This is a genomic window from Pasteurella bettyae CCUG 2042, from assembly GCF_000262245.1.
Taxonomy (GTDB): Bacteria; Pseudomonadota; Gammaproteobacteria; order Enterobacterales; family Pasteurellaceae; genus Basfia; species Basfia bettyae.
In genome coordinates, this window is the sequence record NZ_AJSX01000007.1 from 161,174 (window position 1) to 188,069 (window position 26,896).

A 26,896-nucleotide genomic window follows, 5' to 3' on the forward strand; every position below is an offset into this window, starting at 1 on the left:
CGGTTAAAAAATGCGAATTTTTGACCGCACTTTTATCATTCTCAACTAAGAAAACATAAAAGGAAGCTTATGCATAATCTTATTTTTGCTATTCTTTGTAGTGTCTCTGTATCCATTTTATTAAAAGTTGCTCGTAAGAAAAATATTGTCATTGAGCAAGCTATCGCTTTTAACTATATAGCTGCGATAAGCCTTTGTTATTTTTTGCTAAAACCTGACTTTAAAGAACTTGGTTTTACGGAGTTTTTTGTAGAAAGTGAAGCTAAACCTATATTTTTAACTTTAGGTATTTTATTACCAACCGTTTTTATTTTTATGTCTAAAGCCGTAGAATATGCAGGCATTGTTCGAGCCGATGCTGCACAGCGCTTAGCTTTATTTCTGCAAATTGTCGCTGCTGTATTTTTATTTAATGAAAATTTAAGTCAGTTAAGAATTATTGGGGTTATTGTCGCATTTATTGCATTATTCTGCCTGTTATCAAAACCCAATAATATTGAAAATTCAGGAAAAGGAATACTGTTTTTGTTGCTAGTTTGGGTAGGTTATGGCACTAGCGGAATTTTATTTAAAATGATTGCAAAAATGGGCGGTGCATTCCCAACGACATTGTTTATTTCCTTTGTGTTAGCTTGTGTAATTATGTTTGTTTATCTCATGGTAAAACGAACTCAATGGACAGTACCAAGTTTCATCGGTGGAATAATATTAGGTTGCTTAAACTTCTTTAATATTCTGTTTTATATCAAAGCACATCAATATTTTAGTGATGTACCTACCATTGTTTTTGCGGGTATGGATTTAGGCGTTATTTGCTTAGGTGCATTAACTGGTGCTTTAATATTTAAAGAGAAAATCAGTAAAATTAATGGGGTAGGGATATTGTTAGGATTGGGCGCAATTATCTTACTTTATGCAGAAAAACTATTTAGTTAATAGAATAAATGTAAAAGCAAAGGTGGGCAAAGGTCCACCTTTTTTATATAATTAAATCAACAAATTACTTACGGAGTCAATACAGATACAGAAAGGCAAAATTATGGCAAATAATGACTTTAGCTTTTTTATTTATGATTATGAAAGTTTTGGCGTAAATCCAGCTTCAGATCGTCCCGCTCAATTTGCAGGTATCAGAACAGATGCTGATTTTAACATAATTAGTGACCCTGTCATGTTTTATTGTAAACAAACAAATGATTATCTACCTTCTCCTGAAGCCGTTATGGTAACGGGTATTACACCTCAAGAATGTAACGAAAAGGGGATTAGCGAACCTGAATTTGCGGCTAAAATTCTTGCTGAATTTAGCAAGCCTAATACTTGTATCATGGGATATAACAATATTCGTTATGATGATGAAATGACTAGGTATACCTTTTATCGTAACTTTATTGATCCATATGAATATAGTTGGAAAAATGGCAATTCTCGCTGGGATTTATTAGATCTAGTGAGAGCCACTTATGCATTACGTCCAGAAGGTATCAATTGGCCCGTAGATGAAGAGGGTGTTCCAAATTTTAGATTAGAAAATCTAACCAAAGAAAATGATATTGCACATGAAAATGCTCATGATGCAATGGCTGATGTATATGCCACAATAGCAATGGCAAAATTGATTAAGCAAAAACAACCTAAATTATTTCAATTTTTCTTTGAAAACAGAGGTAAAAAAGAAGTAGAGAAGCTTATTAATACTGGGGAGATGACTCCTATTGTTCATGTATCTGGAATGCTTGGCAACTATCGAGGAAATACAGCTTGGATGGCACCTATTGCATGGCACCCAACTAACCAAAATGCAGTTATAGCTTGTGATTTATCAGCTAACATTGATGATCTACTGAGTAAAAGTGCGGTAGAATTACAGAAAAATTTATATACAAAGAAAGCTGAATTGGAAGAAAATGGGGTATTACCTGTCCCATTAAAACTTATTCATATCAATAAATGTCCTATTGTTGCGCCCGCCAAAACTTTATTACCTGAAAATGCACAACGCTTAGGTATTAATCGAGCATATTGTCTAGAAAATCTTGCAAAATTACGCAATTCACTAGATATACGCGAGAAAGTGCTAGAAACCTTTACTGAAGAACGTCAATTTGAAATCTCAGACAATGTAGAAACAGAATTATATAATGGTTTTTTCAATACTGCTGATAAAAACAATATGGCAATATTGCGAGATCTCCCATCTGAAAAATTAGCAAATTCAGGATTATCATTTGAAGATAAAAGAATTGATGAATTGTTATTCCATTATAGAGCACGTCATTTTTATAAAACATTAACTCGTGCTGAACAAATAAAATGGCAAAAATATCGTCAACGTAAATTAGAAAAATCAGCTACACAATTTACTGAAAGCTTGCAAAGATTAGCTGAAGAATATTCCGAAAATCCTCAAAAATTAGTATTGCTACAAAATATATATGAATATGGAATGAAACTGTTAAGCTAAATAACGAGATAAATATAGAATCATTTAAATTCATTTTACTGATAAATTATAGGTTTAAAATCTCAGATTTTGCGTAGCGTTATCAAATCATAATGTAAAAAGCCTCAACTTAAATAGTTTGAGGCTTATTTTTTATTTATAAATCAGTACAAAATAAGCATAAAACATCTTGAAAATTTCTTTACAAATAATTTTTGCCTGTTGAAAAAACATTTCAAATAGATATTAAAGCACTTAAATAGCCAGGTATGTATTGAATAAATAGTATTTTAATGCTGTGTATAACTATGTGATTTATTTATTACGTAGTATTTCCTAACTTTGTAACTAACTTCGCATAATGTATATTATGTTAAATAAATAAATTGTAATGTCACAAATAAATACCCTAATCTTCACACTATGATGTGAAATAATAATGATCTAAATTTTCAATGATTATTTTTTTAAAGGATAGAAATTTATTGAATGAGATTTTATGACTTAATGACAGTTATTATTTAATATTGTACTTTTTGATATGTTTATTTGTTAATTGTGATAACGCTACGTAAAAAATCAAACTGTATGAAGCCTATTATGAATTAGATTTTAAAAAATATTGACCGATTATAATGACTAATACATCCATATTCTTATGGATTCTGAATTTGCAAATAACCAATAAAAGCATCTCTATTTACACTATATTGTTTTATTTTATCTTCCCTATTCATTATATTTTCTATACATATTTATATACTATAAAATACAAATGACAACGTCACATAATTAATAAGTCAACTCATTATAAATGCGACTACTTATCAATCAATTATAGTGCTGATAATCATTCTTATGGATATTTTTAATAATAATGATTGTCATTAAAAATATCATAAAAATTAATAACTTAAGTTAAAATATTAATTGCAAGTGTAAAAAAAATGTATAGAATGTATTTTAAATTTATGGTTAATTTTTAATCCGTTTTAAAAAGGAAATCTCTATGTTAAAAAAAGCTATTACTGATAAGTTAAATGAACAAATTAATTTAGAATTTTATTCATCAAACATCTACTTACAAATGAGTGCGTGGTGTTCAAAACATGGTTATGAAGGTTCTGCAGCATTTTTATTACGTCATGCAGATGAAGAAATGGAACATATGCAGAAATTATTCACATATATAAGTGAGACTGGTGGGCTACCTTTATTAGGTAAAATTGAAGCACCTCAGCATAAATTTAATTCTTTACGTGAAATATTTGAAATTACATTAAAACATGAAAAGTTAGTGACTTCAAAAATCAATGAATTAGTCGAAGTGACTTTTGAACATAAGGACTACTCTACATTCAACTTTTTACAATGGTATGTAGCAGAGCAACATGAAGAAGAAAAATTATTCAATGGCATAATTGATAAATTTAATATTCTTGGTGAAGAAGGTCGTTCACTTTATTTAATTGATAAAGAATTAGCTAATTTAGATTTAGAATAAATAGCAGGAGGAATTAAAATGTTATCTGCAAATGTAGTTAAGTTATTAAATGATCAAATGAATTTAGAATTCTACTCTTCTAATCTTTATTTACAAATGAGTGCTTGGTGTGATCAAAAAGGTTATGTAGGTGCTGCTGCTTTTTTATCAGATCATGCAGCTGAAGAGATGGAACATATGCGTAAATTATTCACTTACTTAAATGAAACAGGTGCCTTAGCTATTATTGATACAATTGATGCGCCTCCTCATGAATTTACATCATTAAAAGCAGTAATGGAAGCAACTTATCAACATGAGTTATTTATTACAAGTAAAATTAATGAATTAGTTTCTGCAACATTTGAAGAAAAAGACTACTCTGCTTTCAATTTCTTACAATGGTATGTAGCTGAACAACATGAGGAAGAAAAATTATTTAATAGCATTCTTGATAAATTTAAAATTCTTGGTGAAGAAGGTCGTTCTTTATTCTTTATTGATCAGGAATTAGCAAAATTAGCCACTGCAACTAAATAAATGTAAATAAAAACCGACAGCAAATTTGTACTCTGAAACTTGAAGTAACTAGTAAAGAATTAAAGTATAAATTTTGTCGGTTTTTTATTGTCAAAATAAACTAGTACTCCCCTTATAAATGTGGTATTTTGTAGCGCTATTCTACTTCTGAATAATCTGGGCATTAGAATCATTTTTGGAATATGTACAAGTCTTATATGTAAAAGCGACAATTAAGATACATAACATAATAAGTATCTGTATGAGGCGTTTTCGAGTAAGTTTTTCAGCTGGCATTAAATGTCCTTTACTTTAAGTATTCTTAATTTGAATAAATAATGGTATCATTTATTGAGTTAGATCAATTTTACATGATTGTATATATTATATAGATATTTATTGAGAAACACATGAAACTTTTATCCGCAGAAGCTTCAAAGGCTGGTCGTCGCATTCAATCTGGTGGGTGTGCTATTCACTGCCAAGATTGTAGTATTAGTCAACTTTGTATTCCTTTCACATTAAATGAGCATGAATTAGATCAGCTCGATAATATTATCGAACGTAAGAAGCCAATTCAAAAATCTCAAATATTGTTTAAAGCTGGTGATGAACTCACTTCTCTTTATGCAATTCGTTCTGGTACGATTAAAACTTATACGATTAGCGAAACGGGAGAAGAACAAATTACTTCATTCCATTTACCAGGTGATTTAGTGGGTTTTGATGCTATTACCAGTATGAGTCATCCGAGTTTTGCACAAGCACTTGAAACGGCTATGGTATGTGAAATCCCCTTTGATATCTTAGAAGATTTAACAGGTAAAATGCCAAAGCTTCGTCAGCAAATGATGCGTTTGATGAGTAGTGAAATTAAATCTGATCAAGAAATGATTTTATTACTTTCTAAGATGAATGCTGAAGAACGCTTAGCTGCTTTTATTTATAATCTTTCTAAACGTTATGCCGCCAGAGGTTTTTCAGCAAGAGAATTCCGTTTAACGATGACCCGTAGTGATATTGGCAACTATTTAGGTTTAACTGTTGAAACTATCAGTCGATTATTAGGACGTTTTCAAAAACTTGGTATCGTTTCTGTGCAAGGTAAATATATAACTATTAATGATATGGCTCAACTTATTGAATTATCAGGCACAAATAGAACAAAAATTAAATTAACTAGTTAATTTTGAAATCCAGTTTAGATCAAATCTGAACTGGATTTTTATTTTTTGCTATCACCTTTACAAAGTTATTTTACTCATATTTTTAAAATCAACTGCTTGTTATTGGTGAGAAACTGAACTATTCTTATAGAAGAAATCAGAAAACAATGGAGATAATTATGAAGTTCAATAATGTACTCGTTATTCTAAATCCAGAAAATGAAAAACAATATGCACTTGCTCGTGCAGTGCGTTTAGTAAAAGAACAACATAGTGAGAACCCCGTAAAAATTACAGTCTTCTTACCTGTTTATGATTTATCTTACGAAATGTCTGCTTTGCTGTCCTCAGAGGAACGTGAAGAAATGCATAAAGGCGTGATTAGCCAACGTTTGCAGCAAGATGTGCTTCCATATATTAATAAATATGCAGATCCAATGATTGAATTTCAACCTAAAGTTGTTTGGAATAGTAATGAAGCCGAGGCATTAGTACAAGAATTAGAAGAAAACACTTACGATTTAGTTGTGAAATATACTAAAGAAGAAGCAAGTCTAACCTCTATTCTATTTACACCTATTGATTGGCAATTGTTACGTAAATGCTCTACACCTATTTTAATGGTACGTGATGGTGATTGGAAACATCAACGTCGCATTTTGGTTGCTGTGAATGTATCTGGAGATGAAGAGTATCACGATGATTTCAATCAACAACTCGTCTCTCTAAGTATCGACTTAGCTGATAATTTAGAGCGTGGTAATATTCATTTAGTCAGTGCATATCCTCCGACACCAATTAATATGGCCATCGATTTACCAGAATTTCACTCAAATGAATACACAAATAGTATTCGTGGGCAACATCTTATCAATATGAAAGCATTGCGACAACAATACGGTATTGATGAAGATCATACGCATGTATTAGAAGGCTTTCCAGAAGAAGTGATCCCAGAGGTTGCAGATAAAATTGGTGCAGAATTAGTGGTTTTAGGCACCGTAGGTCGTACAGGATTGTCCGCAGCCTTGCTTGGAAATACTGCTGAACATGTGATTAGTAAATTAAAATGTAATTTATTAGCTATCAAACCAAATAAAGAGAATGAATAATTTCTAATATTCTCTTTAACAAAAAAAGTGCGGTTATTTTTCCGCACTTTTTGTTTGTTCTGCATAAGCTTGTCTTAATTCTCTTGCTACCGTAGTAATTGCTTCTCCACTGCTCATACCTTGTTGCATCAGCGTTTGGATTTTTTCTACTGCTTGTTGCTGTTGTTCATGAGTTAAACTCAGTAATGAATTCTCAATTTCCATTATCTATCCTTTTAAATTTTTTGATTTTTTAACCGCACTTTTACCAACCGAATTGCTCGAATAACTTAAGCCATTGTTCATCTAAGCCAGCTTTCACACAGATAGATTGCTGTGTTATCGGATGTATAAATTTTAAAACTTCTGCATGTAACATTAAACGTTTAACGCCAATATGTTCACTTAATGCTCTATTTTGATGTAAATCGCCATATTGTGTATCTCCTAAAATAGGATGAAAAATATGTTTCATGTGACGACGTAACTGATGTTTTCTTCCTGTATGAGGGATTAGTCGTACTAAAGAATAACGTGAAGTTGGATATCGTCCCACTGAATAAGGCATTTCAACGGTTTTTAACCCTTCATAATCGGTTATAGCTTCTTGTGGCTCTTTATCTTCTTGAGCAAATTTATCAGCAATTTTATCCAACTGAATTTTCAATGGATAGTTAATTTGTTCTACACCAGTTAAGTACCCTCTCACCACCGCTAAATAACTTTTTTCTACTTGCTTATTTTCAAATTGTAAACATAAGGAATTGGCAATTTCACTACTTAAAGCAAATAGTAAAACTCCCGATGTGGGGCGATCTAAGCGATGAATGGGATACACTAATTTACCAATTTGATCTCGCAAAGTTTGCATTACAAATTGCGTTTCATGTCTATCTAACCAACTACGGTGAACTAACATGCCCGCAGGTTTATTCACTGCGACAATCACATCATCTTGATATAAAATTTCTAACATCATTATTGATTTTGTAATAATTGTTCCATTTCAATCAACGGACTCAAAAGCAAACTTAAATTCTCTGTTTCTTTTAGAGCTTCTTCCACATAAGGGGAAATAGATATTTGGCTTGGTAATTCTGTCTGATTTTCAATTAAAGCATACATTCTTGGAATAAAAATCCACTGTAACCATTCATTTACGGTCATGGTATCAATAGCAAATGGTTGAGTACTCATAAATGCTTTTTCATCTGGAGGAGTTACTTGCCATAAATCCAATGTTTGCAATGCAAATTGAAGTTGTTGTAGATGTTTTTTCGCTTGAATATGAATTGTCAAAATAGACCTCTAATTAGTTATAGGTTATGATGTTTATTTTATACAAAAAAGCGATTAATTACTAAAAATAAATAAAAATGTGTCTTATTGAAGTTTTTTTCAGAAATACACAATCTGAAAATCTATCTATACAAATATCATTAATCAATCAAATTATTGACCAATGGCGTTACAACGGACAAATTATTGGTCGTGAAATTCCAGTGTTCCTCGCTAATCAAGAAGATGAAACAGGATTAGCTACGAGAGTCATTTGCCCTGAACAACAAAGCTTGCTACCTGAATATAATAATAGCGAAGTTAATCGTTGTATGGAACAAGCAGAAAACTGCGGTCTAATTTTTGATAATTTCCAGATTGTTGGTGAGGATTTAAACTCAGATATGACTTTTGAGGGAAATAAACCTGATTGGCAAATATTATATACGACTTATTTGCAAGTCTGCTCACCATTACATAGCGGTGATGGTTTAGCACCAATTCCACTTTATAAACAGCTAAAAGATGTCCCTCATTTGAGTATGGATGTGATTAAATGGCAGGAAAATTGGCAAGCTTGCGATCAGCTACAAATGAATGGTGCAAGCTTAGAGCAACAATCTCTATATGAAATTTCAGATGTACATAGTAATGTATTTAAACATGGTTATTATCTAACCAAAGAAATTGAAAAACATACAGGTATTCCTACTTATTACTATTTATATCGTGTAGGTGGTGAAACCTTAGAATCCGAGCAACAACGTAAATGCCCTATTTGTCACCATGGCTGGGCATTAGAAAAACCTCTTTTTGAGCAATTCCATTTTAAATGTGATCATTGTCGATTAATCTCCAATATTTCATGGAATTTTTTATAATTAATTAGGAAGAACAATGGATTATCAAGATAGTAGTTTAAAGAAACTAAAATTAGGACAAAAAACTGAATATTTTTCAAATTATGACCGCAGTTTATTACAACCTGTACCTAGAGCACTAAATCGTGATGGATTAGGAATTACAGCGCATCAACCTTTTACCATTGGTGCCGATATTTGGACCGCTTATGAAATCTCATGGCTCAATCCTAAAGGGCTACCTCAGGTAGCAATTGCTGATGTGAAAATTGACTATCGCTCAATTAATTTGATTGAATCGAAAAGTTTTAAACTCTACTTAAATAGCTTTAATCAAACAAAATTTGAATCTTTTGAACAGCTCCAATCAATCATGCAAAAAGACTTAACTGATTGTGCCCAAGGCGAAGTAACAGTTCAATTAAATAAACTTAGTGATTACAATAAACAACATATCCAGCACCTTGATGGTGAATATATTGATGAGCAAGATATTGAAATTAATAACTATGATTTCAATGCTAACCTACTTAAAAATTGCACTAAAAATATTTCAGTAGAAGAAACCTTAGTGAGTCAATTATTAAAATCGAATTGTTTAATTACCAATCAACCAGATTGGGGGACAATACAAATTCATTATATTGGTAACCAAATTGATCGTGAGAAACTACTCCGTTATTTAGTTTCTTTCCGTCAACATAATGAATTCCATGAACAATGCGTAGAACGCATTTTCTGCGATATTATGAAATTTGCGCATCCTGAAAAATTGACAGTGTATGCACGTTATACAAGACGTGGTGGGTTGGATATTAATCCATTTCGCTCAAATTTTGAATCTGTACCCAATAACCAACGCTTAGCCCGTCAGTAACTTAGGGGGAAAAATGTCAACAATACATTATATTAATCCTCGTGGAAGTATGGATCAGCTTTCGCATATGGAAGTAGAACTGTTAACCAATAATGCACGAAGTGATCTATACCAAATTTTTCGTAACAGTGCGTTAGCAGTACTCAATTCTGGTGCGGTTACAGATGATAGCCGTGCTTTATTAAATCATTACCCTGATTTTGAAATAAGCTTAGTGAAAAAAGAACGTGGTGTTGCACTAAAACTAATCAATTCACCAGATAATGCTTTTGTTGATGATAAGATTATTCGTAATATTCAACATAACCTATTTGCTGTGTTACGAGATATTTTATTTGTAAATAGCCTTATGCAAAAATTAGGTCTAGGTGAAAGCCAGCATAGTGATATGATTACAAATCAAGTTTTTTCTATTTTACGTAATGCAAAAGCGTTAACTATTGGAGAAGATCCTAATATTGTGGTTTGCTGGGGTGGTCACTCTGTGAATCAAACGGAATATCACTATTGTCGTGCAGTAGGCTTAGAATTAGGATTACGAGAACTCAATATTATGACGGGGTGTGGACCTGGTGTAATGGAAGCACCGATGAAAGGGGCTGCGATTGGGCACGCCAATCAACGCTACAAAAATAGCCGTTTTATTGGGGTCACGGAGCCATCTATTATTGCTTCTGAACCACCGAACCCGATCGTCAACGAATTGATTATTATGCCTGATATTGAAAAACGATTGGAAGCTTTTGTTCGCATGGGCCATGGCATTATCATTTTTCCTGGTGGACCTGGTACTTTTGAAGAATTTATGTTTATTTTAGGAATTAAACTTAATCCTGAAAATAAAGCTCAACCACTTCCCTTAATTCTGACGGGCCCGAAAGAAAGTGCGGAATATTTTGCAACCATTGATCGTTTTGTACATGATACATTAGGTGAAGAAGCACAATCACTCTACTCTATTATTATTGATGATCCTGTTGCTGTTGCTCGTCATATGAAATCTGCGATGGGTGAAATTAAAGATTTTCGCTGTAAACATTCTGATAGTTTTAGTTTTAACTGGTTACTTAAAATTAATAGTAATTTCCAACATCCTTTCGTTCCAACCCATGAAAATATGGCAAATCTAAATTTACATTTAGATCAACCATCAGTTGATTTAGCTGCTAATTTACGGCGAGCATTTTCAGGTATTGTTGCTGGTAATATAAAACCTGAAACCCAAGATAAAATTCAATCTCATGGTAAATTTCAATTAAAAGGAAATCATCAATTAATGGAAAATATTGACCTATTGTTGCAAGATTTTATTCTTCAGCATCGTATGAAATTACCTACAGGTGAGGCATATGTGCCTTGCTATGAAATTCACCGATAATAATTTATATAAAGTGCGGTAAGTTTTCCAAAAATTTTCCGCACTTTTCTTCTGTCATTAATCTAAATTAAATATTGAAGATATAGCTAACTCCGCTATACTAATTCCTTTTTAAAGGAAAGATTAGAGAATCTTTAGGAGTATCATTAGATGAATAGAATTGAACAACTTTTTGCCAACAATCATAGTTGGGCAATACGAATGAAAGAAGAAAATTCATCTTATTTCAAAGAATTAGCAGAACACCAAACTCCACATTATTTATGGATTGGTTGCTCAGATAGTCGAGTTCCGGCAGAAAAACTGACAAATTTAGAACCCGGAGAATTATTTGTACATCGAAATGTTGCCAATCAAGTCATTCATACTGACTTAAACTGCTTGTCTGTTGTGCAATATGCTGTAGATGTCTTGGATATTGAGCATATTATTATTTGTGGACACACTAACTGTGGCGGCATCAAAGCAGCTATGGCAAAACAAGACCTTGGGTTAATTAATAACTGGTTATTACATATTAGAGATATTTATTTTAAACATAGTCACTTATTAGGTAATCTATCTCCTGAAAAACGGGCGGATATGTTGACAAAACTAAATGTGGCGGAACAAGTGTATAATTTAGGACGAGCGTCAATTGTTCAAGATGCTTGGAAACGAGGTAAGAAATTAGCGCTGCATGGCTGGATTTATGACGTTAATGATGGATATTTAGTGGATCAGGGGGTATTAGCAACAAGTCGAGAAACCCTAGAAATTTCTTATCGTAATGCAATTGCTCGTTTAAAAACCCTTAGTGAGGGTGATATTTTACGCAAAAATATCCCGTTGCCTGAAGATAATTCAAAATAAAATTTTTCATAAAAAAACCGCACTTTGATAGTGCGGTTTTATATTTTATAGTTAATTAAAAAATAGCTACAGATAAGCCCACAACAATAGCTAATGAAAGTACAACCATTACCATTGCATAACCGAAGTCGCTCATTTCTCACTCCTAGATCAATTATTGTCTAGTTAATTCTAACAAGAAACTTGATATAAATCTATTTATATACTTCTATAATTAAAAATATGTGACAAACTGCAAACTTTTGTAATTATTAGCTATAAAAGATTAACCTAATGCCATTCTATCTTTATAATAGATAAAATTTTTAGGAGATAAATATATGGCAACAATCAAAGATGTCGCAAAAATGGCTGGGGTTTCCACTACAACCGTTTCCCATGTGATTAATAAAACTCGTCATGTCGCAGATGAAACCACACAAGCTGTAATAGATGCAATAAAAGCCCTTAATTACTCTCCTAGTGCGGTTGCTAGGAGTCTAAAAGTAAATACGACAAAATCTATTGGTATGGTTGTAACAACAAGTGAAGCACCTTATTTTGCAGAAATTATTCATGCTGTTGAGGAGCAATGTTATCGCCAAGGCTACTCTCTATTTTTATGTAATACACAAAATGATCCAGATAAAGTGAAAAATCATTTAGAAATGCTAGCTAAAAAACGTGTTGATGGCGTTTTAGTAATGTGTTCTGAATATTTAGATGATAGTCGCCATGCATTAAAAGATTTCAGTTATATGCCAATGGTGGTTATGGACTGGGGTCCTGTAAACCCTGATACAGATTTAATTCTAGATAATAGTTTTGAAGGTGGTTATTTAGCGGGTAAGCATTTAGTAGAAAATGGACATAAAAAAATTGGCTATTTAAGTGCCGAATTAAAAAAAGTAACGGCTAAACAGCGTTATCAAGGTTTTATGAAAGCGCTTTCTGAAGCGAATGTAACAATGAATCCAGATTGGTTATTTGAAGGTTCTTTTGAACCTGAAGATGGCTATGAATGCATGAATAAATTACTTGCTATGGAAAATAAACCGACGGCAGTTTTCTGTTGTAATGATATTATGGCATTAGGTGCAATTTCAGCGATTGCAGATAAAGGTTTGCGAGTGCCTGATGATATTTCTGTGATCGGTTATGATAATGTTCATTCATCAAGATTTTTTGCCCCACCTCTTACGACAATTCATCAGTCCAAAGCACATTTAGGTGAAAGAGCATTAAAATTACTTTTTGAACGAATTAGTAATAAAGAAGCAAAACGTGAAACTATTGAAATTCACCCTGAATTAGTGGTTCGTAAATCAGTAAAAAAAATTCTATAACTAAAAGAAAAGGCTCAATAATATGAGCCTTTTCTTTTAGTTATAGAATAGATTAATAGCCTTGTTCATAGATTAATTCAACTAGTTTCACCGCTAAAAATGCCAAGGTAAAACGCTGTTCATCTGCCACTAACCAAAATTGTACGCCGTTATCAATACTTTCGGCATTACTGATATGTAATTGAACAATTTGTTCATTACTTTCCATTTCGCCATTAACCACTGGTGTAATCATTTTTTCACTATGATATTGAATAAAATCATGAGAATTCCATTGGTTAAGTAAATTATCAAGATTCAATTCATATTCTGATTTTACACTTACCATTTGCGCTAAGCCATAAAATACAGGCACTTGGATTTGGTGAAATACCACATTATCTAATTGAGAAAAAACTTTTTGTAATTGTGCAGTTAAATTTACAGGAGCCGCAGGAAATACATCAAAGGCTAAACGTTGTTGTTCATCATTTAATGGAATACCATTTAGCAATTGTGCAGTTTGTCCAACTAAGCTACTTACCGTTTCTGCATTAACATAAGACGCTGGCTGCAAAGAGCTTACCATTAATTGATGAATAGTTGATTCATTAGTAATATCTCGTAAAGCTAGAGCTAGCTGGCTCACTTGAGGATCTGGCAATGAAACAATATTACGTTGACGTAGCTCCACTAACTGATCATTATTCACTGTAGGAACCACGACAGGAACATCAGATAAAGGTGAACAAATGCCTTTCATATCAATTACAACACATCCTGTCTCTGCTGCTTGAGCTAATAATGAGGCATGATTGAAATCACCCGCGAAAAATAAATAATTAAAGTCAGACCATTCCACTTTATCTGTCGTTAATTGTGCTACAGCTTTATTATTGAAACGTACGCCTTGTTCTTCTGAAAATGGATAAATTTCTACAATGGAAAGTTTTTCAATATTCAGTGAGCTTTGTTCTAAAAACTCAGCCACTTTTTCACATAAATCAAACTCTGCGGCAATTGCAACATTTAAACTTGAACCCATATACTCTCCTTAGAAAATAAAAGGATATATTCTACTTATTTTTTTAATGAAAACAAAATAACTCATCTTTAATTATGCAATATAAGATAAAAGTGCGGTATATTTTGGGAAAATTTACGCTACGTAATCAGTTATCTAATCATGTTGTCTATGGTCATTTGCTTGTTGTAATAATTGTCGGCTTTCTCTCATAAATTGCTCTGAATAATCTCCAAACCATTGTTTTATTTGGTTAAATGTTTTGATAAAGCCATCTTTATCAGCATTTTCAAAAAATGCTAGACTATCCGTATAACTTTTCTGTAAACTTTTTATTACAGCAAGATTTTCAGGTTTATCCATGATAATATCTGCATATAATTCACCATCTTGCGCAAATAAGCGCCCAATCATAGCCAGCTCTAAACGATAAATAGGTGATGACAATGCTAATAAACTCGCTAATTTTACTGGTTGACGAGATAAATGTAGCCCACTAGTAAAGGTCACAAAGTGACGTAACGCTTGAATATATGTCATGCTATGATCGTGTTCAGCCGCATCTACTTGATAAACTTTTGCTCCCCATATTTGAATTTGTTCTAACAGCCATTCATAACGTTCAGGAAAACGTCCATCACAACGAACTACAACTTGTTTTGCCAGACTTGCTACATCTGGACCAAACATAGGATGTAACCCTACTACTGCTCCTTGATGTACTTCTAACATTTTTTCTAAGGGCTGACGTTTAACAGAGGTTAAATCTGTTAATAACATATTATCCTTCAAATAAGGTTTTAAACGTTCAATCGTATCTAAGGTTTTTGCAATAGGTACACAAACAATCACGACATCAGCATCTGCAAAAATGGCTTCTGCACGATCCCAATCTTGACTCCCTAATGCTTCTACATGATAACCTGAAGTAATAAGAAATCGCCCCCAAAGTCCACCTAATTTTCCTTTACCACCCACAATAACAATCTTTTTGATATCAGGATTAACTGTTTTAAAGCCATAATTATTTTCATTAACGTAAGATTCACGCATTAAACGACGTAATACATCTTCTATTAAATCTGCAGGCACGCCTATTTTTTCCGCTTCTATACGACGTGCTCTCAACATATCTGTTTCACGCTCAGGTACATAAATTGGTAAACCATGTTGATGTTTAATTTCACCCACTTTTTTTACTAATGCTAAGCGTTTGGCAAAAATATTTAAGAGTTCTCGATCTAATGCATCAATCTCATTTCTAATTTCTTTTAAGGCTTCCACATTGATATCCTCTAATCATAAAATTTTCATCATTATATTAAAATGGCTAATATTCACACAATTGATATTAGAAAGATTATTTATTTTTTAAATCTTGAGCAATTTGACGTAATAATGTATCGGTAGTTTCCCAATTAATACAAGCATCGGTAATTGATACTCCATATTTCATTTCAGAAATAGGTTGTTCAGAACTTTGATTACCCGCATTAATATTACTTTCAATCATTAATCCGATAATAGAACTATTACCATGTACAATTTGATGAATGGCATTCTCTGCTACCATTGGTTGACGCTTATAATCTTTATTAGAGTTACCATGGCTACAATCAATCATAATTGAAGCTTCTAAGCCCGCTTTTAATAGCTCTTGTTCGCATTGCTCAACAAATTCTTGATAATAATTTGGTGTTTTACCCCCCCGTAAAATAACATGTCCATCAGGATTACCTTCAGTATGTAATAAGTTTACTTGACCATGTTGGTTGATTCCTATAAAGCTATGTCCCATTGAGGCCGCTTTTAACGCATTAATAGCGGTAGATAAACTACCATCGGTGCCATTCTTAAAGCCAACGGCCATAGATAAACCTGAAGCTAACTCACGGTGAGTTTGAGACTCTGTAGTACGTGCACCAATTGCAGACCAACTAAATAAATCTGCCATATATTGAGGTGTCATAGGATCTAAAGCTTCTGTCGCCAATGGTAAACCTAAGTTAGCCAAATCTAATAGTAATTGACGAGCAATATGTAACCCTTCTTCTACATGAAAAGAACCATCAATACGAGGATCATTAATTAGCCCTTTCCATCCTACCGTTGTACGAGGTTTTTCAAAATAAACACGCATCACAATATAAAGTTGATCTTTTAACTCATCTGATAATGCTTTTAATCTCTTGGCATATTCAATAGCGGCAATAGGATCATGAATTGAACAAGGCCCAATCACAACTAATAAACGTTTATCTTTTTTATGTACAATATCAGCAATTTCACGGCGATGCGTTTCGATTTGTGTACGTAATCTATTGGTTAAAGGTAATTTTTGTTTTAATTCTGCGGGGGTGATCAATATTTTCTCATCAACGATATGAATATTGTGAATGCTATCTTTCATATTTTCTTCCTAGTCTAAACATTTCATTGTAAATATTTTATTACATTTAATTGTAATAAATAAATTACACTATACATAAAAACATTTCAAGACTTAAGAATGAATAATTGAAAAAATACGATTAGAGAAAAATTCTTGCTATTTAATCATAAAAAATCTGCACCTTAATAAGTGGGTTGTTTATCCCAACTTTTAGGGTGCAGATCAAATGATTTGCTTTTACAATTCCAGCATTATTTAATTTGACTGCAATTTAAACAATAAAGATATTGTCCTTTAGGATCATTAAATTGAGTCCATATACTAAGTTGATTTTTAACCTGATTTAGTTGTTTTGGTAATCCTAGCATAGAATAGAATGAAGAACTAAAGAATGATTCTGCTCCTCGTTTAAAATCTCTCATTAAGCTACCAAATAAACCACGATCATCACTTAACCATTCGATACTATAATCTGCACCTTTCTTATCTTCTGGCAATTTATCATTTAGTAGTTTCTCTACTTGAGCAACCGCTGTATCAAAGTCTCCGATCTCATCAACTAACTTATTATTATAAGCATCCTGACCTAACCAAACACGTCCTTGCGCAATTTTGTCCACATCTTCTTTTGACAAATGACGACCTTGGCTAACCACAGAAAGGAATCGATCATAACCATGGTCAATTTGCAATTGTAAGCTTTCATTTAACTCAGGAGTTAATGCTGTAAAACCACTAGGAGATACTAGCTCAGAAGTGGCTAATCCATCAGCAGATATACCCGCTTTCTTGATGGTCTTTTCTAATGTAGGAAACATTGCAAAAATGCCAATCGAGCCAGTCAAAGTATTTTTATCTGCAACAATGTAATCTGCCGTACTTGAAATCCAATATCCACCTGAAGCTGCCATATTTCCCATTGATACAACAACTGGTTTTCCTATAGCTTGAAGATTTTCAGTTTCTTGTCGAATAATTTCGGAAGCAAATGCACTCCCACCAGGGCTATTGACACGTAATACGACAGCTTTTATTGATTCATCATCATAAGCCTGGCGTAATAATTTAGCGATAGTATCACCACCTACGCCTTGTTCTGTTGAATCTCCATCGATAATAGTCCCTTCAACATTAACGACCGCAATTTTATTTTCTGAGGATATCAATCCCTCACTTTCACCATTCATACGATCTGGCAATGATGCAAGATAAGTCTCAAATTCAACCATTTTAGGTTGTTTTTCTTTATTTTCGCCAAAAAGTGCAATTAATTTTTTCGATAAATCTAAACGAGTCACGGTCTCTGTTATTAATTTACGTTGTTTGGCATAATCTGTATTATTTCCATTGAGTTTCTTTAACTCAGTGAGGTATTGTGATGCTTTAGGCAATACCATTCCTTTATCAATTTGACGATTTTGTGCAATGATATCTTGATAATTTGACCACATTGGATAAAGCCATTGCTTTAGATTATCTCTTGCTTCTTCTGACATATTGTCACGTAAAAACGGCTCTACGGCAGACTTATAGGTACCGACACGAAAAACATGTGGCGTAACCTCTAATTTTTCTAACATAGATTTAAAATAGAGATTTTGTGCTGATAATCCTTCAATACCGACTTCACCTATCTTATTCAAATAAATTTCATCCGCATAACTGGCTAATAAATATTGGGCTTGAGTATAATTATCTGCATATGCAATCACTGATTTGCCTGTAGATTGAAAATCCTGAATAGCTTTCCCAAGATAAGTTAAAGCAGGAATATCTGCACCTTCAAGATGATTTAAATCTAACACTAGACCTTTAATTCGCTCATCTTGTGCCGCACTTTCAATAGCATAAAATACATCAAAGGTAGAATATTGGTGAGGAACTTTTTCACCATTAATTTCTTGATATGCACTTTGCCAATTTAAGTTATCACCACGTTCATCAGCCAGATAACCATATAAATTGACCAATAATGCGCCTTGTTCACCTTCTAATACGGTTTTTTCTTTTAATGCACTGGTGAGACTAATTATTGACATGAATAAAAAGATAAAAAAAAGGAAAAATAAATTCATAACACAGTCACGAATAAAAGTTAAGCCTCTCCAACACCATTTAAAAAGTTTACAAATACTTTGCATAAATCTCCTTACACCTCTTTATTTGAGCAAAATTTATCACTAGTCGTGCCATTAGTTTACCGTTGAATAAAGTCGGCATAAAGTATTATTGCAAACTCCATATAAATTTATTTAAGTTTATGGCTATTCTAAACAAAGATTTGCGGTAGAATACTAAAAAATACCATAATTTAAATACAAGGATTATATATGGATGCCTTAACTTTATTAACAACTCGCCGTTCTGATAAAAAACTATCAAATCCAGTTCCAAATAAACAACAATTAGAAATAATTTTTCAAGCAGCAACTCATGTGCCAGACCATGGTAAATTACAACCTTATCGTTTTATTGTAATTGAAAAACAAAAACTGGCTAAATTAGCAGACTTATTAAAAGCTGCCGTAGTTGAATTAAAGCTAGATGAAAAACGCTTACAAAAAGCAGAAAAAATTGCCTCTATTGCTCCAATGATGATTGCAGTTGTTGCTAAAATTGATAAAAATATTGATAAAGTGCCTGGGTGGGAGCAAATGTTAACGGCGGGATGTTCAGCTTATGCCATACAACTTGCTGCAAATGCACAAGGTTTTGATAATGTTTGGCTAACGGGACCTTGGGTTGATGGAACAGAATTACGCCAAGCTTTAAATTGTCAAAAAGATGATAAAATTGTATCACTACTTATGATCGGAACCGCTGGCGAAAAAGAAGCTCGTGAGCCTAAAATCGTCAATACCGCAGATTTTGTATCTTACTTGTAGTTTTTCTTCAAGTGCGGTCGGTTTTGATAAAATTTTATTTGAAGACAGCATTGAGCATAAAAAACACCAATAATTTAGATTATTGGTGTTTTTCTATAAACAAACTAATTAAACACGTTTAAAGTCAATGTGAACTAGTTTTGGTTTGAATGGATGGCGTTGCATCGCTTGCACTTTTACTGCCACTTCTTTACCATCAATAACGAGTGTAATGACGTCAGAATAGAATTCATCTTGTGCTTGAGCATTGTTTACTTCATCGTGATTTAATACGATTGAAACAGGTGCTTCTTTACCACCATAAACGATCGCAGGGAATTGACCATTGTTACGAAGGCGGCGGCTCGCACCCTTACCTTGCGTAGAACGAACTTCAGCGTTAAATTTAAATGCCATTTTAATGTTCTCTTAAATTAAAAATTAATCTTTCAAAAATTGCAGGCGACCCAGCAATTTCCATAATTTGGCTCAAAGACTTTTTTGAGCCTGTGGATTATAAGTAATCCAATTTAAAAAATCAAATAAAATCACAATATTAGTATAAATAAATTACTAAATTAGACTGGCTATTTTTATCTAAAAAAGGCACAATAATAGCAATTTTCAGTGAAGAAATAACATACTTAGAGAATAATACCATATGGATATACTAATAGATTTTTTTATTAATTATGGTTATTTAGCCGTACTGCTCGTTTTAATCATTTGCGGATTTGGTGTCCCAATTCCAGAAGACATAACTTTAGTATCTGGTGGAATTATTGCTGGTTTAGGTTATGCCGATCCACATATTATGGTCGTAGTAAGCATGATCGGTGTCCTTGCTGGTGATAGTGTAATGTATTGGCTAGGTCGTATTTATGGTGTGAAAATTTTACGTTTTCGCCCTATTCGAAAAATTATGACACTACAACGCCTCAAAATGGTACGTGAAAAATTTGATAAATATGGTAGTCGTGTATTATTTGTCGCTCGATTCTTACCAGGCTTACGAGCACCTATTTATACTGTATCTGGCATTACTCGTCGTGTCAGCTATCCTCGTTTTGCACTTCTTGATTTTTCTGCTGCGATTATTTCTGTGCCGATTTGGGTTTATTTAGGGTTTCATGGCGGTAATAACCATGAGTGGATTGAAGCCCAAATCAAAAAAGGCCAAATGGGTATCTATAGTATTCTTGCCTTAGTGCTTTTATTTGTGGGTTGGAAAATTTATAAAAGTAAAAAACAACAAAAACAAGAGCAAGACAACATTCAAGATTAAATAAAAAGTGCGGTATTTAACCGCACTTTTTATTGTTCATCAATAATAAATTCAAACCAATCGATAACATTATCTTCATTAATCCCATTCTGAATTAGCACTTTCGCCTTAATAACAGAATCATAACTCCCTGAAATTAAAGGATGCCAAGCATTTAAAGGTTTATTTTCATAAAGTAAACGATAAGCACAGGTTTTAGGTAACCAACCAAAATCAGGTAAATTATCTTTTGTTAATTTAGTACAGTCTTCTTCTATCTCAAAACGATGTTGATAATCTCGGCACTTTCCTGTTTCACAGTTTAATAAATTGCAAGCAATACGGGTAAAATAAAGTCTTTCGCGTTTTCCCTGTCCTTCAATAAATTTACGATAACAACATTTACCACAGCCATCACATAATGCTTCCCATTCAGCATCATTCATCTCTAACAGCGTTTTATGTTTCCAAAATTCAGGCTCTAATTGCATGGTTATTTCTTTTTATTCAAGGTGATGAATATCTAAGCTATCAGCTATCTAACAAACTCAATAAATCTTTTAATCAATATCATGATACCTTTATTGTAAATAAGAAAGTGCAGTTAAAATTTTATAAATTCCAACCGCACTTTCAATATCAATACTGTCAATTATTGATTATTTACTGAGACTTTATCTGTATGATGATCATATTTAAGACCAGAATGTGAACCTTCTGAGCCATTAAAATAAATATCTTTATTTGCACAAGCTGTCATCAATGTTGCTGCTAATATCACTAAAATAAATGCTTTCATTAGAAACCTTCTTTTAAGCTTACAGTTAAATTAAATACCAAATTACCCACTTTGCTATCTTTATTATCTGCACAGTAGTAACCTTCTCGTTCAAATTGGTAAGCTTTTTCAGGTTCCGCATTGGCTAAACTTGTTTCCACTACACCATGTTTTACAACAAGTGACTCTGGGTTAATTGCCGCAATAATATCTTCCTCAGCACCTGGATTAGGGAGATTAAAGAGGCGATTATAAACACGGAATTCTGCTGGCACATTTTCAGTTGCTGATACCCAATGAATAACCCCTTTTACTTTACGCCCATCGGCTGGATTTTTACCTAATGTTTCAGGATCATAAGTACAATATACGGTAGTGATATTGCCATTATCATCTTTATCACAACGCTCAGCTTTAATTACATAAGCATGACGTAAACGAACTTCTTTGCCTAATACTAAACGTTTATATTGTTTATTAGCCTCTTCACGGAAATCCGCTTGATCAATATAAATTTCTTTTGTAAATGGCATTTCATGTGTTCCTAATTCAGGGTAATTAGGATGATTTGGTGCAGTTAATATTTCTTTGTCACCAAAGTTTTCAATTACAATACGTAATGGATTTAAAACTGCCATTGCACGTGGAGCATTAGTATTCAAATCATCACGAATACAGCTTTCTAAAGCTGAATACTCTACTACGTTATCTTGTTTTGTTACCCCAATACGACGACAAAATTCACGTAATGATGCTGGTGTATAACCACGACGACGTAAACCTGAAATAGTTGGCATACGAGGATCATTCCAACCATCAACCACACCATCTGTGACTAATTTCAATAATTTACGTTTTGAAGTTAAGGTTCCTTCTAAATTTAAACGTGAAAACTCATATTGATGTGGCAATGGACGTTCAATTGAAATATGTTCTAACACCCAATCATATAAACGGCGATTATCTTGAAATTCTAATGTACATAATGAATGCGTAATTCGTTCGATCGCATCTGAAATACAGTGCGTAAAATCATACATTGGATAAATGCACCATTTATCTCCAGTTTGGTGATGAGTAGCAAATTTAATGCGATAAATGACAGGGTCACGCATTACCATAAATGGCGATGCCATATCAATTTTCGCACGTAATGCTGCTTTCCCCTCTTCGAATTCACCATTTTTCATTTTTTCAAATAAAGCTAAATTTTCTTCTACGCTACGATCACGATATGGGCTATTTTTACCAGGTTCAGTTAAAGTTCCACGATATTCACGCATTTGCTCTGGCGAGAGCTCATCTACATATGCTAAACCTTTTTCAATTAACTCAATGGCATAACCATAGAGTTGATCAAAATAATCTGATGCATAATGCGGTTCACCTTCCCATTTAAAACCTAACCATTCTACGTCTTGTTTGATTGAATCAACATATTCAACATCTTCTTTTACTGGGTTTGTATCATCAAAACGTAAGTTACATTTACCTTGGTAATCTTTTGCAATACCAAAATTTAAACAAATTGATTTAGCATGTCCAATGTGCAAATAGCCATTAGGTTCTGGAGGGAAACGTGTATAGACATTATTATGTTTACCTGAAGCAAGATCTTCATCAATAATTTGACGGATGAAGTTTGTCGGGCGAGTTTCATCTGTAAGAATTTCGTTATTATCCATTTATCTTTTACTCATCTTGTTTTAATTAAAAAATTCTAATTATTTTACACTGTTTAATAAGATAACAAAAGCTCTCAGGGTTAGTATCATAAGTTTTACTTATATAAAATGAACTTCTCATTTTTCTATTTCATTAGATTATAATGAACTTAATTAGTAAAATTATTTCTAATAGAAGTCATCTCATTTTGATTTTCACATTGGTAATTTCGCATTTGATGATAAAATATTCAATATCCATTAAGAATTTTAATGATGAAGCCCAATGTAGACTATTCTGTCTGATAATGTGGATATTCATCAAGACTCAATAAACATGCATTACACTCCCTATTTGATTTATGGGCATTGGAAGTTATGAACAAAAAATATTTAGCAATTAGCTTATTGGCGATAATGGTAGCAAGTGGGAGCTACTATTTTATGAATTCTAGCAAAAAAGCCCCTACCTATTTAACGGAAAATGTTCAACGCAGTAATATTGAAAAAACGGTTGTTGCCTCTGGATCAATTGAAAGCTCAAATAAAGTTGATGTTGGTGCCCAGGTTTCAGGAAAAATCACAAAACTTTATGTCACTTTAGGTCAAGATGTAAAAAAAGGTGACTTAATTGCTAACATTGATTCAACGACTCAAACTAATAATCTGAATACTAAAAAAGCAGCATTAGCAAGTTATCAAGCTCAATTAAAAGCAAAAAAAACCACCTTTGAAGTTGCCTTATCCAGTTATAACCGTTTATCTAAATTATATAAACAACAAGCTACTTCTCTTGATACTTTAAATACAGCAAAAAGTACTTTAGATATTGCCAAAGCGGAAATGGATGCTTTAGAAGAATCAATCAAACAAGCTGAAATTGAAGTTAATACAGCGGAAACTAATGTTGGCTATACTAAAATTACTTCACCGATTGATGGAACCGTAATTTCAACTCCAATTTCTGAAGGCCAAACCGTTAATGCGAATCAAACAACACCAACGATTGTCACTGTTGCAAACTTGAATAAAATGTTAATAAAACCCGAAATTTCAGAGGGCGATATTACTCAGGTTAAATCAGGACAAGAAGTATCCTTTACTATTCTTTCAGATCGCTCAACAGTTTATAACGCCATAATAGCCTCTGTAGATCCTGCGACCACTACAAATACAGATGCTAAATCAACCAGTAGTACAACAACCTCTTCCTCATCTTCTAGTTCTACTGCAGCTATTTATTACTATGCTAATATGGAAGTTGACAATCCTAATCGTATCTTGCGAATTGGTATGACTACGGAAAATAAAATTAAGATCGCCAGTGTTGAAAATGTATTAACCGTCTCCAATATGGCATTGAAAAAACGAGAAGAAAAATATTTTGTGACACGCTTAACCGCACAAAATCAACCTGAAGAATGCGAAGTTATAATTGGCATACAGGATGATTATCATACTGAAATCAAGTCAGGGCTAAATGAAGGTGATAAAGTGATCTTGTCACAAGTCGCTGAAGGTGAAAAAGTTGGAAACAGTAACCGTGGGCCTCGTTTATTTTAAAAGTGCGGTGTAAATTTAATGAATATTATTGAAATAAATAAGCTTAATCGTTATTTTGGTGAAGGCAAAAACCAAGTCCATGTTCTGAAAAATATTTCTATCAATATTGAAAAAGGTGACTTCGTAGCAATTATCGGTCAATCAGGTTCAGGAAAATCAACTTTAATGAATATTATAGGTTGCCTGGATACCGCAAGTAACGGCTCATACAAAATTGATGGAAAAGAAACCAATGAATTAAGTTCAGATCAACTCGCTGATTTACGGAGCCAGAAATTTGGTTTCATCTTTCAACGTTATAACCTACTAGCCTCTTTAACCGCAGCTGAAAATGTAGCATTACCGGCAATTTATGCAGGAAAACCTCAATCAGAGCGTCTCGCTTATGCACAACAACTGTTGAACAAATTAGGCTTAAGTGACAAAGCATACAATAAACCGAGTGAATTGTCTGGAGGACAACAACAACGGGTCAGTATTGCTCGTGCACTTATGAATGGCGGAGAAATTATTCTTGCCGATGAACCTACAGGAGCATTAGATTCTCAAAGTGGTCAAAATGTGATGGCAATTCTTCGTCAATTACATAGTGAAGGTCATACCATCATTATGGTTACTCACGACCGTGAAATCGCAGCTACTGCTAATCGCATTATTGAAATCAAAGATGGTGAAATTATTAGCGATACACAAAAAGCACCTATAGTTGAATCTGATTCCCAACCAATTATTCCCTCTCCTCGCTTTACATTTAGTAAAGACCAATTAATTGAAGCATTTAAAATGTCAGTTAGTGCAATTATTGCTCATAAATTACGTTCTTTATTAACTATGCTAGGGATTATTATCGGGATTACTTCCGTAGTTTCTGTGGTGGCATTAGGGAATGGATCACAACAAAAAATTCTTTCTAATATTAATGGCTTAGGCACAAATACCATGACCATTTTTAATGGGACTGGATTTGGCGATCGCCGTGCAGAACAAATGCAAAACCTAACAGTTAATGATGCAAACGCTCTTGCTAAACAAAGTTATGTACAAAGTGTTACACCTAATAGTGCTGCAAGTGGCTTATTAATTTATGGAAATCAAGCCTTTACTTCAACTAACTTACGTGGCATTGGTGAACAATATTTTAATGTAGAAGGAATGAAACTATTACAAGGACGAACAATTCAGACACAAGACATTATCGAAAGCGCACAAGTCGCACTATTAGATCAAAGTGCTAAAAAAGCACTTTTTCCAAATGATGACCCTATTGATAAAATTGTGATATTTTCAAAACGCCCATTCCGTATCATTGGTGTAGTTTCAGATCGTCAAATGGGTGCAGCAAGTAGCTCATTAACGCTTTATGCTCCTTATACAACCGTGATGAATAAAGTTACAGGAGGGGTTAAGATCGGTTCAATTACTGTAAAAGTCGCAGATAATGTGAATACGACAGTAGCTGAAAAAAGTTTAACGGAATATTTGTTAGTTCGCCATGGCAAAAAAGACTTTTTTATCATGAATAATGATACCATCAAGCAAACCATTGAAAGCACAACAGGCACAATGAAATTGTTGATTTCCTCAATTGCGTTTATTTCATTGATTGTAGGTGGAATTGGAGTAATGAATATCATGCTTGTTTCCGTTACAGAACGGACGAAAGAAATTGGAATACGTATGGCAATTGGCGCACGAAAAAACAATATACTTCAACAATTTCTCATTGAAGCTGTGCTTATTTGTATGATTGGCGGGCTTTCAGGGATTTTACTTTCGCTCATTATTGGTGAAGTTTTTAATGTGTTTATGCATGATTTTACTATGTCCTTCTCTACATTCTCCATTGTAGCGGCAGTACTCTGTTCAACTTTAATTGGCGTTATATTCGGTTATATGCCTGCTAAAAATGCAGCAGAACTAAATCCAATTACCGCTTTAACTCGTGAATAGATCGTAGAAAAAATTAGGAAAAATAAATTTTTCTGTTACAATATTGCCACATACTGAACGAACGTTCATTCACATAAATAATAGCAAGCATGCAGTGAAATTTTTTCAAAATATCTACCGCACTTTTTTCCAATAAAAGGAAATAT

At 33.1% G+C, this 26,896-nt stretch carries 26 protein-coding genes; 15 read left to right on the forward strand and 11 right to left on the reverse strand.

All coding sequences use genetic code 11. The features are described from left to right. Window positions 1–69: 69 nt before the first annotated feature. The 6 genes from HMPREF1052_RS01960 (at window position 70) to uspE (ending at window position 6,723) form a co-directional block, all read left to right on the forward strand. Window positions 70–936 (forward strand): EamA family transporter, encoded by an 867-nt coding sequence (locus HMPREF1052_RS01960; protein ID WP_005758794.1) that lies wholly within the window; start codon window positions 70–72, stop codon window positions 934–936. Window positions 937–1,039: 103 nt separating this feature from the next. Continuing rightward, window positions 1,040–2,464 carry an exodeoxyribonuclease I gene (sbcB, locus tag HMPREF1052_RS01965; protein WP_005759175.1) on the forward strand — a complete coding sequence of 475 codons (1,425 nt, stop codon included), beginning with the start codon at window positions 1,040–1,042 and terminating at the stop codon, window positions 2,462–2,464. A gap of 988 nt (window positions 2,465–3,452) precedes the next feature. Next, on the forward strand, window positions 3,453–3,947 hold the full coding sequence (gene ftnA, locus HMPREF1052_RS01970; RefSeq protein WP_005759253.1) for a non-heme ferritin: 495 nt from the start codon (window positions 3,453–3,455) through the stop codon (window positions 3,945–3,947). 18 nt (window positions 3,948–3,965) lie between these two features. Then, a complete protein-coding gene (gene ftnA / locus HMPREF1052_RS01975) occupies window positions 3,966–4,466 on the forward strand; it encodes a non-heme ferritin (protein ID WP_005759084.1) in 501 nt (166 codons plus the stop codon). A gap of 389 nt (window positions 4,467–4,855) precedes the next feature. Beyond that, on the forward strand, window positions 4,856–5,632 hold the full coding sequence (locus HMPREF1052_RS01980) for an FNR family transcription factor (protein WP_005758917.1): 777 nt from the start codon (window positions 4,856–4,858) through the stop codon (window positions 5,630–5,632). A gap of 158 nt (window positions 5,633–5,790) precedes the next feature. Beyond that, on the forward strand, window positions 5,791–6,723 hold the full coding sequence (uspE, locus tag HMPREF1052_RS01985) for a universal stress protein UspE (protein WP_005758862.1): 933 nt from the start codon (window positions 5,791–5,793) through the stop codon (window positions 6,721–6,723). Between the two features lie 33 nt (window positions 6,724–6,756). Here uspE and HMPREF1052_RS11020 read toward each other — a convergent pair whose 3' ends face one another. From HMPREF1052_RS11020 to HMPREF1052_RS01995, 3 genes are read right to left on the reverse strand one after another with little or no spacing between them, the layout of a single operon-like run. Then, on the reverse strand, window positions 6,757–6,927 hold the full coding sequence (locus tag HMPREF1052_RS11020; RefSeq protein ID WP_005759226.1) for a YoaH family protein: 171 nt from the start codon (window positions 6,925–6,927) through the stop codon (window positions 6,757–6,759). Between the two features lie 40 nt (window positions 6,928–6,967). Next, on the reverse strand, window positions 6,968–7,678 hold the full coding sequence (truC, locus tag HMPREF1052_RS01990; protein ID WP_172606385.1) for a tRNA pseudouridine(65) synthase TruC: 711 nt from the start codon (window positions 7,676–7,678) through the stop codon (window positions 6,968–6,970). A gap of 2 nt (window positions 7,679–7,680) precedes the next feature. After that, a complete protein-coding gene (locus HMPREF1052_RS01995; RefSeq protein WP_040596186.1) occupies window positions 7,681–7,995 on the reverse strand; it encodes a YqcC family protein in 315 nt (104 codons plus the stop codon). Between the two features lie 83 nt (window positions 7,996–8,078). Here HMPREF1052_RS01995 and HMPREF1052_RS02000 point away from each other — a divergent pair, with 83 nt between their 5' ends. From HMPREF1052_RS02000 to purR, 5 genes are all read left to right on the forward strand, one after another. After that, window positions 8,079–8,861, forward strand: coding sequence for a Zn-ribbon-containing protein (locus HMPREF1052_RS02000; RefSeq protein WP_005759182.1), 783 nt, complete (start codon window positions 8,079–8,081; stop codon window positions 8,859–8,861). 16 nt (window positions 8,862–8,877) lie between these two features. Beyond that, complete coding sequence (queF, locus tag HMPREF1052_RS02005; protein WP_005759101.1) at window positions 8,878–9,717, forward strand: NADPH-dependent 7-cyano-7-deazaguanine reductase QueF; 840 nt, start codon at window positions 8,878–8,880, stop codon at window positions 9,715–9,717. A gap of 13 nt (window positions 9,718–9,730) precedes the next feature. Beyond that, window positions 9,731–11,095: a nucleotide 5'-monophosphate nucleosidase PpnN gene (gene ppnN / locus HMPREF1052_RS02010; RefSeq protein WP_005758823.1), complete on the forward strand. Its 1,365-nt coding sequence runs from the start codon at window positions 9,731–9,733 to the stop codon at window positions 11,093–11,095. Between the two features lie 150 nt (window positions 11,096–11,245). Next, window positions 11,246–11,947 carry a carbonate dehydratase gene (can, locus tag HMPREF1052_RS02015; RefSeq protein ID WP_005759258.1) on the forward strand — a complete coding sequence of 234 codons (702 nt, stop codon included), beginning with the start codon at window positions 11,246–11,248 and terminating at the stop codon, window positions 11,945–11,947. A gap of 320 nt (window positions 11,948–12,267) precedes the next feature. Continuing rightward, window positions 12,268–13,272: an HTH-type transcriptional repressor PurR gene (purR, locus tag HMPREF1052_RS02020; protein WP_005758996.1), complete on the forward strand. Its 1,005-nt coding sequence runs from the start codon at window positions 12,268–12,270 to the stop codon at window positions 13,270–13,272. A gap of 52 nt (window positions 13,273–13,324) precedes the next feature. Here purR and HMPREF1052_RS02025 read toward each other — a convergent pair whose 3' ends face one another. From HMPREF1052_RS02025 to sppA, 4 genes are all read right to left on the reverse strand, one after another. Next, window positions 13,325–14,296, reverse strand: coding sequence for an oxidoreductase (locus HMPREF1052_RS02025; RefSeq protein WP_005759020.1), 972 nt, complete (start codon window positions 14,294–14,296; stop codon window positions 13,325–13,327). A 135-nt stretch (window positions 14,297–14,431) separates the two neighbouring features. Further along, a complete protein-coding gene (gene tyrA, locus HMPREF1052_RS02030) occupies window positions 14,432–15,559 on the reverse strand; it encodes a bifunctional chorismate mutase/prephenate dehydrogenase (RefSeq protein ID WP_005759199.1) in 1,128 nt (375 codons plus the stop codon). A 76-nt stretch (window positions 15,560–15,635) separates the two neighbouring features. Continuing rightward, complete coding sequence (locus tag HMPREF1052_RS02035) at window positions 15,636–16,685, reverse strand: 3-deoxy-7-phosphoheptulonate synthase (protein ID WP_005759055.1); 1,050 nt, start codon at window positions 16,683–16,685, stop codon at window positions 15,636–15,638. 233 nt (window positions 16,686–16,918) lie between these two features. After that, entirely contained in the window at window positions 16,919–18,808 is a 1,890-nt protein-coding gene (sppA, locus tag HMPREF1052_RS02040; RefSeq protein ID WP_005758962.1) for a signal peptide peptidase SppA, read from the reverse strand. A gap of 189 nt (window positions 18,809–18,997) precedes the next feature. On the opposite strand from sppA, the gene HMPREF1052_RS02045 reads away from it, so the two are divergent. Continuing rightward, a complete protein-coding gene (locus HMPREF1052_RS02045) occupies window positions 18,998–19,552 on the forward strand; it encodes a nitroreductase family protein (protein WP_005758800.1) in 555 nt (184 codons plus the stop codon). 108 nt (window positions 19,553–19,660) lie between these two features. Here HMPREF1052_RS02045 and rplY read toward each other — a convergent pair whose 3' ends face one another. Then, complete coding sequence (gene rplY, locus HMPREF1052_RS02050; protein ID WP_005759123.1) at window positions 19,661–19,948, reverse strand: 50S ribosomal protein L25; 288 nt, start codon at window positions 19,946–19,948, stop codon at window positions 19,661–19,663. A gap of 244 nt (window positions 19,949–20,192) precedes the next feature. Here rplY and HMPREF1052_RS02055 point away from each other — a divergent pair, with 244 nt between their 5' ends. Further along, the gene (locus HMPREF1052_RS02055; RefSeq protein ID WP_005758943.1) at window positions 20,193–20,816 is read left to right on the forward strand and encodes a DedA family protein; all 624 of its coding nucleotides are present in this window, start codon (window positions 20,193–20,195) and stop codon (window positions 20,814–20,816) included. A gap of 29 nt (window positions 20,817–20,845) precedes the next feature. Here HMPREF1052_RS02055 and HMPREF1052_RS02060 read toward each other — a convergent pair whose 3' ends face one another. The 3 genes from HMPREF1052_RS02060 to glnS all read right to left on the reverse strand — a co-directional run bounded on the left by HMPREF1052_RS02060 (window position 20,846) and on the right by glnS (window position 23,258). Continuing rightward, window positions 20,846–21,286 carry a YcgN family cysteine cluster protein gene (locus tag HMPREF1052_RS02060; protein WP_005758889.1) on the reverse strand — a complete coding sequence of 147 codons (441 nt, stop codon included), beginning with the start codon at window positions 21,284–21,286 and terminating at the stop codon, window positions 20,846–20,848. A gap of 161 nt (window positions 21,287–21,447) precedes the next feature. Then, entirely contained in the window at window positions 21,448–21,594 is a 147-nt protein-coding gene (locus tag HMPREF1052_RS11310; protein ID WP_005758857.1) for a hypothetical protein, read from the reverse strand. Continuing rightward, window positions 21,594–23,258: a glutamine--tRNA ligase gene (glnS, locus tag HMPREF1052_RS02065; RefSeq protein WP_005758804.1), complete on the reverse strand. Its 1,665-nt coding sequence runs from the start codon at window positions 23,256–23,258 to the stop codon at window positions 21,594–21,596. The genes HMPREF1052_RS11310 and glnS overlap by 1 nt, the downstream gene beginning before the upstream one ends. 357 nt (window positions 23,259–23,615) lie before the next feature. Between glnS and HMPREF1052_RS02070 the strand changes: the two genes are divergently transcribed. Together HMPREF1052_RS02070 and HMPREF1052_RS02075 are read left to right on the forward strand one after the other, a co-directional pair. Further along, on the forward strand, window positions 23,616–24,800 hold the full coding sequence (locus tag HMPREF1052_RS02070) for an efflux RND transporter periplasmic adaptor subunit (RefSeq protein ID WP_005759208.1): 1,185 nt from the start codon (window positions 23,616–23,618) through the stop codon (window positions 24,798–24,800). Window positions 24,801–24,818: 18 nt separating this feature from the next. Further along, the gene (locus HMPREF1052_RS02075; RefSeq protein ID WP_005759039.1) at window positions 24,819–26,750 is read left to right on the forward strand and encodes a MacB family efflux pump subunit; all 1,932 of its coding nucleotides are present in this window, start codon (window positions 24,819–24,821) and stop codon (window positions 26,748–26,750) included. Window positions 26,751–26,896 lie beyond the last annotated feature (146 nt).